Below are 11243 nucleotides of genomic sequence, written 5' to 3' on the forward strand. Positions count from 1 at the left end.
ATCGAGTGTTCACCAGTGAGTGTCCGCGGCCGGCATCCAGCCGCTCTCCTTCCAGGTGTTGTAGCCCTCGTTGTACGGCTTGTCCCCGGGGAGCAGCCCCTGCTGGTCCAGCCAGCTGATGGAGTCGCTCTTGCTCAGCGACTTGTCCATGACGTCGACACCCATGCCGACGTACGCGGCGCCCATGGACACTCCGTAACCCACGTGTCCGAGCTTGGATGCCCCGCCCGACACGGCGTCGGAGAAGACTCCCTTGTTCGAACGGAGTTGTCCGAACAGCCCGGCTGCCTCGTCGTCGCCCAGATGCAGCCACTTGGAGACCGTGGACACCTGGGTCGGTCCCTTGGCGACCAGACCGGTGTCCCGGGAAATCTTTTTCAGGGTGAATCGACGCAAGTCCGAGAAGAACTTCCGGGAGACGTCGTCCTGAGCGCCCGCCATGGCCTTGCTGAGATCGTTCAGCATTCCCTTGTGTGACCTGAGGCCGGCTTTGAGCCCGGCGGTTCGGCTCGTCTGGGCGGCAGCGGTGGTGACCTTGTTCGCGCCCTTGAGCATGTTGATGCCACCGCGGCCGATACCCATCAGGAGCAGCCCGCCGACGTCGAAGGCCAGATCGGTCCATGATGCGTCGCCGGAGGCGACCAGCATGGATCTGGCCAGGATGGTCAGCACGGCGATTCCGAGGACCAGAAGGTTCAGGCCGGGAATCCAGATGGCGATGATTCCGGCGATGGTGGCGATCCAGCCGAGTGCGTCGAGGACGGTCTTGATCCAGTCCGCGTTGTCGTGGAACCAGCCCTTGACGTTGTCCCACCACGAGTCCTCGATGACGTCGTCGATCTCGTCCCTGATCTTGCCCGCGTGGTGGTTGGCGCGGGTGTCGCGATCGCCGGTGATGGTGTCCAGCTGATTCCGGTACGTCTGCAGGGGGTCGTGGTCGGCTTCGCCGGCGGATGCCTTCGGAGTGTTCTTGTCGCCGGAGCCGGACTCCTTGACCTTCTCCGCCTCGATCTCGTCCTGCTTCTCCTTGGCCTGGCGCAGGACATGGTCGGCGTCGGACTGGAAGTCCTCCAACTCGCTGGCCCACGTGGTGAGATGGCCGTGCACCCGCTCGTAGCGACTGGCCACCTCTCGCATGTGCTTCTCCAGGGTGGAGGAGTCCTCGCGCAGGCGCTTGACGTATTTGCCCTTGAGTTTGTCTTCCTTGCTCAGAGCCTGGAGATTCTTGGCCTGGTCCCGGAGCTTCTTGGCGACCGACACCATGTGGCGGACCTCGGCGCGGATCTCCTCCGGGTCCCCGGGTACCGGGTCGGAGTCGCGGAGCGGCTGCCAGTCGACCGGGCGGCGCTTGGATGTCGCTGTCGTCACTTCTTCGGCTTCTTTTCGTCGCGCTTGCTCAGCTCGTCGTCGAGTTCCTCGAAGGCCTTCTTGGTGCCGGCCACGAGCTTGCCGACCGACTCGATACCCTCGATGAGTTTGGTGCGGTAGTCGTCCCAGTTGTCGACGAAATCACCCATCGCGTCCGCGATCGAACCGGAGCCCCAGTGTCCGCGCATGTCGTCGCGACGGTTCTCGATGTCCTTGAACGTCCTCTGGAGCTGGCTCAGTTTCCGCTCCGACTCCGCGAGGAATTCGTAGTCGACCGTCAGATCCGGCTCTGCCATCGAGGCCCCCTCTCCCGCGTGTCATTTGCTTCATCGATGCCGCGGGCTGTCTGCGGCAGGGCTGCGGTCGCCAGGAGCGCGGCAGCAACCGGCAAAGAGCGGCGCGTCAAGATGGACTCCCCGTATGACAAAGGTTTGGTCAAGCGTAATGACCATATCGGTGGGGCTGGCGGTTTCGCCAGGCTGAATTTCCACCCAAAAACGGCTTCAATTAGGGATCTAACGGTGTAAATCGGCCGTACTCTCTGCCCTGATCGCGTCCGTCTTCGGTCCGTCTGACTCCGGAACTTCGCGGGTGGTGTTCGAGGCCGGAGACATGTGTGCGTGTTCGCGGGAGCTATCAAGGGGTCCCGCGTCTTGCGGAAATGAACTAGCTCATGACTCGGCCCAGGTTGCCGACCTCGTCCGTTGCTCCGAGCCTGCAAGAGGATCGGATCTTCGCGAATCCTGGTATGCCGGTGAGGGGCCAGGGCGGCGGCCGCGGAGGTGACTCCGTGCCGAACTGCCGCTGTCGACGGGGTGACCGGGTCGGTCCGGGCATGTCACTGACGACCGCCTTGGGGCCCGCCGTTCGCGATGATGGAGTTGCCGATCGCGAATCCCAGGACGTGAGGGCGAGGCCCCCTGCGCCGTGCCGCACGGCCGGCTGTCGCCGGTGCCACACAGGGTGTGGACCGAACCCGGCTGCCTACCTGGCTACTTGTTCTGGACACTCCCTTTGCTTTCCGTTGGTTGCTGGGCAGAAAGCCCTGCAGAACAGTGGGCGTGGCCGCGCCGCGGCAGATGAGCCGGAAGAGGCAGACGCGGCGGCCGGAGGGACAGCACTCGTACGGGGGTCGTAGTGGCGGATCACATTGCCGTGTCCACATCGGAACTGCGTGAGATAAGCCGGTCGGTGGCGAAGCTGAAGACGCACTTCGAGCAGGCCAAGGACCTCGTCGACTCCTACGACTCCGAGATCGGCTCCGGCGATGTCGCGGACGCGCTCGACGACTTCGCGGACGACTGGAAGAAGAAGCGCAAGCAGCTCTGCGACGGTCTGGAGTTCCTCGGCAAGACGGCTGGCGAGGCGGCGAAGGCGTACGACGGCCTCGATCAGCATCTCGCCCAGGCCCTGCTGAAGTCTCAGTCGGAGAAGGGCGGCAACGGCAAGTGAGCGACGACTTCTCCGGCGTCGACTGGCAGACCGCCCGCTGCACCGACAAGGAATTCACCCCGGGCGACCCCTACGAGGTGGCCCGGCTCGGCAAGCGCATCGCCGACACCGCCGCCCTGATCCAGGAGCAGGCCACCAAGCTGCACAACCTGGTCGACGGCAACGGCTGGGACTCCGACGCCGGCCGTGAGTTCCAGAAGAAGACCGAGGACACGGTCGGGCTGCTCACCAAGTCGCACCAGCGGTACGCGGCCGCCGCGGATGCCCTCGGCTCCTCGGTGGGGCTCGAACCTGTCTCCGACGAGGCGCGGGAGAACTGGGCCACCGCCCTCAACCACGCCCAGAACCTGGTCCGTACGGCACTCGGGAAGGCCAAGGCCGCCGACGCGGACGGCAGCCACTACCAGAACCAGATCGACCAGCATCCGGGCAAGGACGACCACCCCGACAAGCAGAAGCTGAAGAAGCAGAAGGAGTCCGCCGACGCGGACCTCGAGGGCGCCAAGAAGGACCTCCGGCACGCCCTGTCCTACCGGGACACTCAGGCCGGTTACGCCAAGTCCGCCATCCACGACGCCGTCGACCACGACGGACTGAAGGATCCCGAGCACCACTGGTGGGACAACTGGAAGGACTGGGTCGCGGACATCGGGCACTGGGCCGGCGCGATCGCCGGCGTGCTCTGTCTGCTGGCCCTCGTGCTGAGCTGGGTCCCCGTCCTCGGTGAGGTGCTCGCCGCGCTGGCCCTGGTGGCGTCCGTCGTCGCTCTCGTCTGCGACACCATTTCGGCCCTGGACGGCAAGGGCACCTGGCTGGACGTCGCCATCGACGTGGTCGGCGTGCTGTCCTTCGGTGCCGGACGCGTGCTCGGCACCGCGGCGAAGGAGGCATCCGTGGCCGCACGCGGCGCCTCCGCCCTCAAGGACTTCCAGCTGGCGCGGGAGATAGGGCTGAACCCGACGGCGGCCCGCGAACTCGCCGAGACGCTCAACGGGGTCAAGTCCGGGCAGATCGGGAAGGCGCTGGCCGAGGGGCCCGCCGAGCTCCTGCCTCGGATGCGATCGGTGGTCAAAGAGTCGCTGAACTTCAAGGCGTACGTGAACGACATCCGGATCGCGGCGGGGAAACTCCCCGGCGCGGAAAGCCTCCTCGCCGACGGTGCGCCGAAGTTGTCGCAGATTGCGGACTCGACGTTCAAGGGGATGGCGCACTCGGCCAACCGGCTCTACTGGGCGAGTCAGGCTCTGCCCTTGGCGGCGGGTATCGGGAACTTGGCGCCCCTGCAGGACTGGGAACCGGAGAGTCTCGAACGCAATGTGTTCCGCGATCTGAAGACGATTCCCGGTGTCGGCGCGGGTGGGATTCCCTTCTACAACTGGCACTGGACCACGTCCTGAGGTGGCTGCTGAACCCGTCGGCCACCGGGCACCCCCGGAACTAGGAAAGCAAGGATTACGTGGCGAGCAAGGACGAGGGCTCTGTCGACGAGTTGTTCGCCCAGTTGCCCAAGGAAGGGCAACTGGCGCTGGAACAAGTCGGTATGGGGCTGCTGGAACTGCGCCGTATCGCGGCCGGCGAGGGCGGCATACGGCAGGTGCGTGGCATCCTCTCGGAGTTCACCACCAACTCCCATCCGCGGCGGCTCGGTGACGACGAAGGGCCGACCGAACGGTCCGAGGTGTGGCCGTGGATGCGACTGCTCCTGGTGGCCGTCGCCGGTGTGGTGATCTGCCTGCTGTCCACGTATCTCATCAACTCCACCGCACTGTTCGTGGGTTGGGCCTGCGCGGTGCCGGTGGCCTGGGCGCTGTTCAAGACCCGCCTGTCCCGCGGAGGGCTTGCCGCGCGCTGCCTCGTCGGGGCTGCCTATATCGTCCTGATCTGGATGGGTTCCTACTCCGCCGACGAGTGGTATCTACAGGTGCGCGGACAGGAGACGACCGTGACCTACGCCAAGCCCCACTACTCGGAATCGCACGGAGCTCGCGTCACTTACTGCCGCGTCAAGCTCCCGGACGGCTCGTTCCGTGAGGTGTTCCGGAACGATAAGTGGTGCACAGACCTGGTGGGCTCGAAAACCACCGCCGTGGTCGATCCGGCCGGTCACTACCGACCGGTCCTCGGTCACAAGTCCGACGTCGGCGGCACCGTTGACGGCTACGTCTGTCTGGGCGCCGCCGCGGTTCTCGTCCTCGCCCCGCTGACCGCCGCGGCCTTGGGCCGGGCGAATGAGGCGCGCAGCGATCGAGGCGGTCGGCTGAACGGAACGGCGGCATGACCGACAAGACGGATACGGAAGCCACGGCGACCGGCGATCCCGAGGCGCCGCCCGCACCGCCCGCACCCCCCTCCGACTACCGCATCGCCGTACCGGAGGGCTGGGAGCGAGTGGTCCTCGACCCCGACCGCTGGCCCCACCGCATCGACAAGCTGGTCAACCGCGGCCTGCGCCGGACGAAGGCCACCCCGCAGCTGAAGGCCGCGCTCGCCGACCGGCTCCGGGAGCAGGCCGAGGCCGCGCACACGAAGGGCGGGGTGGAGATGTACCTCGTCAACCAGGTCATCGGCCAGGTACCGGTGACCGCGGGCCTGGTCGTCACCGTCCTGCAGCCCCCGCCAGGCTCCGCGGGGGGAGACCTGGCCGACATAGCCCTGTCCCTGGGGACAGGCGGCGCCGACGCGGACGCCGACGTCACCATGGCCGACCTGCCCGCGGGCCCGGCCGTACGTCACCTCTACCGACTCCGTCCCGCGCCCGACGACCCGGACGGCAACACAGTGCCCCTCACGCACCTGGACGTCTACCTCGCGGTGCCGCGGAGCGACCAGCGCCTGCTGCTCTCCTTCTCGACCCCGACGCCCTCGTCGATGGAGCCGCTGGCGGAAGCGCTGGTCACCCTCTTCGACTCGATCGCCCGCACTCTGCAATGGATGGCCTGATCGCTGATGCCCGAGTTCTCCGCGTCCACGGTCCGCATACAGGCGCCGGACGACGCCGTCTCCCTGCCGGTGCGAGAACTGGTCGACCTGGATGCGTGGGCCGCCGACGCGGCACGGCAGCGCGCGGGCGCCGACGGGGACCAGCGGCTGATCGAGGCGCTCGCCGACGAACTGCGCGAGGCCGCCGAGGACGCGCGTGGCCGCGGCCCGGTCACCGCGCTCTCGTACGTCCCCGAGCCGCGTCTCGGCGAGCTGGCCCGCATCGAGTTGTCGGCGCTGGTGGCCGACGAGACGTACCCCACAGTGACCGTCGACCTCCTCCGGCGCTACCTGACCACTCCGACGGAGATCTCCTACCGCCCGCCGGTGGCTGAACTGCGGACCCTGCCCGCCGGCCCAGCGGTCCGGGTGCGGCACGCCTACGTCCAGGACGCCGACCGGGACGGCACGGGCACGGTCCTGGAGACCTGCGCGTACGGCATCTGCCCGGACGAGAAGTGGGCCCTCGTGCTGCTCACCTCCTGGCGCGCCCTCGCGCACACCGACGCGCTGTGCACGCTGACGGACGATCTGGCGCGGACGGTCTCGGTGAACTGACAGACGTCACGGTGAACTGACGCACGTCACGGTGAACTGACAGACATCACGGTGAACTGACGGGCAATCATGAAGAGCTGACGGAGGGTCACGGTGAGTTCAGGGAACGTGTGAAGTCACCCCGGGCCACCCGCCCCGCCAGCCCGTCCTCCCTGTTCCGCACCAGCGCCCCGTACCCGGTCGCAGCCCACACGCTCCGCTCGCCCGGGATCTCGAAGTACGGGACCTCGCGGCCGTCCTCCGTCGTGTCGGTGAGGACCTCCGGGGCCCGGCGGGCGCGCAGGGCGTCGGTGCACGGTTGGCAGGTGGCCACCTTCAGGCGTTCGCGGCGGCCCAGCGGACGCCAGGTGGTGCGCTGGGCGGCACGGCCGTGGAGGGGGTTGAAGAAGCAGAGGGGGAGGGGAGACGGGGTGCCGGTGAGGGCGTCCTGCCCCTCCGCCACCAGGGCCAGTACACCCGCCAGGTCCGGGATGCCGCGGGCGGCGTCGAGGACGGTGCCGGCGGCGGCGTAGGCGTCGAGGGCGTGCTGCAGACCGGGGGTCCCGTCCGCGTCGGCTGCTTGTGTCGCCTCGCCCAGGGCCAGGACTTCGTCCTCCGCCCGGCGGCGCAGCTCCGCCTCGTTGGCAGCGCGGGCCGTCGCGAACACGACCTGGGGGAAGGCGACGGGGTCCGTACGAGAGCGGGATCGGCGCGAGCGCACGAGAGAGCGGCCGACGAGGGTGATCAGCGCGAGTGCCGGTACGGCGACGAGGGGCCAGAGCCACCAAGTGGCCCCGCCCGAGCCCGACGTGGCGGCAGGGGGCGTGGAGCTGGAGTCCCGCAGGCCCTTCGTCGCCTCCTTGTACACCTTCGTCCCGTCGCCCTCCGCCACCAGCTCCACGGCCTTGGCCGTCCGGTCCGCCAGGCCGGCGTCCCGCATCTCGTCCAGGAATTCCACGGAGGCCACGGCATCGCTGCTCTGGTGGGCGTCGGTCGGCCACTCGTAGCCGTTCAGCGAGTCGGTGAAGTCGCTGTCCGTCGTGATGAGGATGAGGTTGTGCTGGGGGAGACGGTCGTGGACGACCCGGGCGAGGACGTCCGAGTCCCCGTCGAAGCCGTCGCCCTTGGTCAACGGCACCAGGACCACCTTGATCGGCAGGCCCGTCTTCTTGATCTGCGCCACCAGTTGCTTCTGGCGGGCGGGTGGTACGGCGTCGCTGTACGCGCCGTCGACGTAGACGGGCGATGTGCGCAGGGCGCCGGCGATGCGCTCGCCGGGGCTGGTGGAACCCGCGGCTCGGGCCGAGGCGGTGGGGCCGACGGCGAGCAGAACCGCCGACAGAACCGCCGACAGCACCATCGGGAGAACCGCCGACGGGACCGCCGGGAGAACCGTCGGCAGAGCGGCGATCACACGCTTCCGGTCACGCCGGATACTCCGCTTACTCCGCTTACTCCGCTTACTCCACTTACTCCGGTCACTCCAGTCACTCCCATGACTGCGATCACTGCGATCACTGCGATCACTCAACACCGGCCAACTCCCTTACCGCGTCGATGAGTCGGGGAATGCCGTCGGGTGCGGCGGAGAGCGGACTCTCGAGTACGTCGTAGGGAACGCGTCCCCGGCCATCAGCGGAAGCGTCCTGTGCGGGCAACGTCATCAACAGTGTGTGGACGGCGCCGGGCTCGCGAATCGCCGTGGCACGGCAGGCGTCGCACACGGGGAGCCGACGGCGGCGCCGGTCCTCGGCCGACACCCGTACGGGGTGGCGGGTGACGGCGGGCCCGTGCAGCGGATTGAGGGCGCAGCACAGGTCGTACGCCTCGTTCCTGAGCGCGGCGCGCCCCGCGCGGGCGAGGACGATGACCGTGACCAGCGTCACGGGATCGATGTCCGGGGCGTCCGCGCCGTCCGCATCGTCCGCATCGTCCGCGTGGCTCGTTTCGGTGAGCCGGTCGCGGTCGCCGTCGACGAGGAGCATCGCGGCGTCGAAGCTGTCCCAGACGCGGACACGGCTGGTGAGGTTGCCGGCGTCCGCGTCGTCGGAGTCCAGGAACTCCTCGGACAGAGCGCCGAGTTCGTCGTACGCGGTGGTCCGCAGATACGACACCGATGGATCAGTCGGCTCCTGGAGATACGCCGACTTTGAGCCGGACGGTACCGGATGGCGCCGCCGCAGCACCGAGCCGACGATCCCCAGGACGCCCGTCACGAGGCCGAGGACCAGCAGCGCCCCCAGGCCGCCGACGAGCAGCCCCGGCCAGAAGTCTCCGGAGAAGAGCGGCGGGAGTGCGTTGTCCTCGATGGGCTCGGCTTTGGTGCTCAGGTCGGAAGTCGTACTCGGCTCGTCCGTACGTGGGGACTTGTCCAGGAACGTCATGAGGTCGTCGAGCCGTTCGCCGAGGAGGTGGTCGTCCGCCTCTCGTGCCGTCTCGTCACCGAAGCCGATGGATTCCGGCAGGTCGAAGGAGAGTCGACCGCTGTCCAGCCGCAGACCGTAGTTGAGGACGTTGATGTCCCCGCGGAGCGTGTCGGCGACCACGTACAGCCCCTCCTCGCGGTCGTTGCTGCCTTCTCCGTCCTTGCCGAGTTCGGCGTGCACGGCGTCCGCGAACGCCTCGGGGCGGCCGGCGGATTCGTCGACGGACAACTGCGGGACGAGCAGGACGTAGACCGGACCTCTGCCGTCGGTACGAGCGAACTCCCGCATCCGCTGGTGCAGACGGGAGAGCTGAGGGGAGTCCAGCACTCGCGGACTCTCCGGATCCATGTACACGGAGTCCTGCTTCAGCCCCGCCGCGACCCGCTCGACGCGGGAGGACAGATCGGCCGCGGTGGGCGGCGCGGCCGCGCTCGACTCGGCTTGGTCGAAGGCGAACGCGGTGGTCAGGACGATCGCGGCGGCGGTGACGAGGGCGAGGACGGAGGCGAGCCACTCCGGCGCGCGGCGCCTGTCCGGTTTCGCCTGTCCGGTTGCTTTGAGGAGTACGTGCCGCCAGCGCCGTACGTATGTGACCAGCAGCAGAATCAACAGAGGTAGGCCGACGAGCAACACCCCCGTGAGGAACGACTGGTTCTTACGGTCGGTGCGGTCGATGTACATCCGGTCGGGCTCGGCGTTGCCCTCCCCGTACTTCTCACGCGCCGCCTCCGCTCGTTCGGCGGCCTTCTCGCTGCCCTGCGCGACGACATCCACGAAGCGCTCGAAGCTGCGCAAGGGGCCCGCGTCGTAGGGGAGTTCGTAGAGCGCGACGGTCGCCGCGTCGTCGGCGGGCGCGCGCACTCCGTACGCCACGGCGTCCGTGACCCCCGACGTGTCGACCAGCACATAGAGCCCGTCCCGCCCGAGCCGGTCGTGCACCGCACCGAGCAGTCCCTTGCCGCCCGGGTCCTGTTCGGGGAGGACGAGGACGTACGTCGGGATGCCGGTGCGCTTGGCCAGCTCGGCGAAAGCGGGGGCTTGGGAGCGGGGGATCTCGCGGGGGAGTTGGTCGGTTACGTAGACGGGGTTGGTGCGGAGGTGGGCGGCGAAGTAGGCGGCTTGGGTGGAGGGGGTGGGGGAGCCGGCGGCGTTGGCCGGGGTGGCGGTTGCGAACAGGGCGCTGAGCGCGAAGAGGGCAAGGAGTGCGCGCGTGACACCCACCCACGGAACCCGCCAAGCCCGCCTGCCTGCCCGGTCCGTGCCCTGCCTCACGACCGCTTTCATCGATGGATCCCCCGCCACCCGATTGCTGTCACCTGCGGCACTGTACTTGGGCGCTTCACTAGTGCGAAACGGCGTTCTCCGATGGGGGGTTGGCTGCGGAGTCAGTGCACTTGGCTGTCCGTGGTGCCTTGGGCTCGTCCTGCGGGTGGTCCAGCAGGGGGTTGCGAGGGCCGCTGACGGCGCGCGAGATGATTGCTACGAGGGCGGTGCGTCGGGTTCTTCGGCCTCACGAAGCGCATGAACTCCGTGGGCGACGACGTCCTGATCCGTCTCGCCCGACTCGTAGACCGCCGCGATGGTGAGGGAGCAGTGTGTCACCCCGCCGCCGTCCTCGATGCCGTACAGGCCGATGCCGAAGAAGCCGACTCCGCCCGAGAGCATTTCGTCGGCCATTGCGCCGTCGGTACGTCGCCCAGGCGGGTGACGGCCGGGCCCTGGGGTGACGGCGCGCGTCACCTCGTAGGCTGACCCGAGCCGAACAGAGGGACGAACAACGGGGGACACACCATGGCCCGCTACATGGAAACGCTCACTATCGAGCGCGGCGGCTTTCGGATCAAGGTGCCCGAGTCGTGGTGGGAGTTCGACGTACGGCCCGAATCCCGTGACGACTCCATCCGGCGGATGGTGGACGAACGGGTGCGACAGCGCCCCGAGTTGGCGAAGTACCGCGACACGTACGCCGCCTTCCTCCAGAAGTCGGCCGCCGACGCCTGGAAGTCCGGCGCCCTCTACTGCGGCTGCATGGCGGAGAGTTTCGGCGGCGACACCCCGATCACGGGTTCGGTCACCGTCTCGATCGTCGGCGGCCGTTCGCAGCAGACCGGCGAGCCCCTCTCCACCGACCCGGCGACGATCGCGAGCCAACTCGCCGTGCGCGAGGCGAAGAAGGAGGGCGACGCCTGGCGCAAGGTGACCACCGTCGACATCCCGGGTGTCGGCCCGGCCGCGCGCACGTACGGCATCGAGGACATCGCCGTGCCCGACGACACCCTCAACCGCACCATTCGTGCCGTACTCATGCAAACGTTCATCCCCGTGCCGGGCCAGGAGGGCAAGGTCGCCCTCGTGGCCGGGAGCAGCCAGGTCCTCGACCTCGCGGACTCCTTCTTCGACATCTTCGACGCGATCACGTCGACGTTCCGCTTTGCGAACTAGATCGAACAAACGGCCTTCCCGTCGCCCGTACATCTCTAG

General features: G+C 68.2%; 11 protein-coding genes. 6 read left to right on the top strand and 5 right to left on the bottom strand.

Annotated features, from left to right (window positions below; genetic code table 11):
* Positions 1 to 9 precede the first annotated feature (9 nt).
* Together IEY95_RS37910 and IEY95_RS37915 are read right to left on the bottom strand one after the other, a co-directional pair.
* Positions 10 to 1368: an AAA family ATPase gene (locus IEY95_RS37910; protein ID WP_229703621.1), complete on the bottom strand. Its 1359-nt coding sequence runs from the start codon at positions 1366 to 1368 to the stop codon at positions 10 to 12.
* Positions 1365 to 1664, bottom strand: a complete 300-nt coding sequence (locus IEY95_RS37915; RefSeq protein WP_189190752.1) for a WXG100 family type VII secretion target — start codon at positions 1662 to 1664, stop codon at positions 1365 to 1367. Before IEY95_RS37915 ends, IEY95_RS37910 begins: the two co-directional genes overlap by 4 nt.
* A gap of 859 nt (positions 1665 to 2523) precedes the next feature.
* Here IEY95_RS37915 and IEY95_RS37920 point away from each other — a divergent pair.
* From IEY95_RS37920 to IEY95_RS37940, 5 genes are read left to right on the top strand one after another with little or no spacing between them, the layout of a single operon-like run.
* Positions 2524 to 2820, top strand: a complete 297-nt coding sequence (locus IEY95_RS37920; protein WP_189190753.1) for a hypothetical protein — start codon at positions 2524 to 2526, stop codon at positions 2818 to 2820.
* Positions 2817 to 4217, top strand: coding sequence for a hypothetical protein (locus IEY95_RS37925; RefSeq protein WP_189190754.1), 1401 nt, complete (start codon positions 2817 to 2819; stop codon positions 4215 to 4217). Before IEY95_RS37920 ends, IEY95_RS37925 begins: the two co-directional genes overlap by 4 nt.
* 59 nt (positions 4218 to 4276) lie before the next feature.
* Positions 4277 to 5098, top strand: a complete 822-nt coding sequence (locus IEY95_RS37930; RefSeq protein WP_189190755.1) for a hypothetical protein — start codon at positions 4277 to 4279, stop codon at positions 5096 to 5098.
* On the top strand, positions 5095 to 5760 hold the full coding sequence (locus IEY95_RS37935; RefSeq protein ID WP_189190756.1) for a hypothetical protein: 666 nt from the start codon (positions 5095 to 5097) through the stop codon (positions 5758 to 5760). Before IEY95_RS37930 ends, IEY95_RS37935 begins: the two co-directional genes overlap by 4 nt.
* A 6-nt stretch (positions 5761 to 5766) precedes the next feature.
* Positions 5767 to 6357, top strand: coding sequence for a hypothetical protein (locus IEY95_RS37940; protein WP_189190757.1), 591 nt, complete (start codon positions 5767 to 5769; stop codon positions 6355 to 6357).
* 88 nt (positions 6358 to 6445) lie between these two features.
* On the opposite strand, the gene IEY95_RS37945 is transcribed toward IEY95_RS37940, so the two are convergent.
* The 3 genes from IEY95_RS37945 to IEY95_RS37955 all read right to left on the bottom strand — a co-directional run bounded on the left by IEY95_RS37945 (position 6446) and on the right by IEY95_RS37955 (position 10439).
* On the bottom strand, positions 6446 to 7696 hold the full coding sequence (locus IEY95_RS37945) for a PIN domain-containing protein (RefSeq protein WP_229703638.1): 1251 nt from the start codon (positions 7694 to 7696) through the stop codon (positions 6446 to 6448).
* 163 nt (positions 7697 to 7859) lie between these two features.
* Positions 7860 to 9983, bottom strand: coding sequence for a hypothetical protein (locus tag IEY95_RS37950; protein WP_189190758.1), 2124 nt, complete (start codon positions 9981 to 9983; stop codon positions 7860 to 7862).
* A gap of 258 nt (positions 9984 to 10241) precedes the next feature.
* Positions 10242 to 10439 (bottom strand): hypothetical protein, encoded by a 198-nt coding sequence (locus IEY95_RS37955; RefSeq protein ID WP_189190759.1) that lies wholly within the window; start codon positions 10437 to 10439, stop codon positions 10242 to 10244.
* Positions 10440 to 10553: 114 nt separating this feature from the next.
* Here IEY95_RS37955 and IEY95_RS37960 point away from each other — a divergent pair, with 114 nt between their 5' ends.
* On the top strand, positions 10554 to 11204 hold the full coding sequence (locus IEY95_RS37960) for a hypothetical protein (RefSeq protein WP_189190760.1): 651 nt from the start codon (positions 10554 to 10556) through the stop codon (positions 11202 to 11204).
* The last annotated feature ends 39 nt before the right edge of the window (positions 11205 to 11243 follow it).

It is taken from the genome of Streptomyces albiflavescens (assembly GCF_014645835.1).
GTDB classification, from domain to species: domain Bacteria; phylum Actinomycetota; class Actinomycetes; order Streptomycetales; family Streptomycetaceae; genus Streptomyces; species Streptomyces albiflavescens.

Coding starts and splice junctions, on each gene's coding strand:
- IEY95_RS37940 (WP_189190757.1), top strand. CDS start 5,767: ATGCCCGAGTTCTCCGCGTCCACGGTCCGCATACAGGCGCCGGACGAC.
- IEY95_RS37945 (WP_229703638.1), bottom strand. CDS start 7,696: ATGGTGCTGTCGGCGGTTCTGTCGGCGGTTCTGCTCGCCGTCGGCCCC.
- IEY95_RS37915 (WP_189190752.1), bottom strand. CDS start 1,664: ATGGCAGAGCCGGATCTGACGGTCGACTACGAATTCCTCGCGGAGTCG.
- IEY95_RS37935 (WP_189190756.1), top strand. CDS start 5,095: ATGACCGACAAGACGGATACGGAAGCCACGGCGACCGGCGATCCCGAG.
- IEY95_RS37955 (WP_189190759.1), bottom strand. CDS start 10,439: ATGGCCGACGAAATGCTCTCGGGCGGAGTCGGCTTCTTCGGCATCGGC.
- IEY95_RS37960 (WP_189190760.1), top strand. CDS start 10,554: ATGGCCCGCTACATGGAAACGCTCACTATCGAGCGCGGCGGCTTTCGG.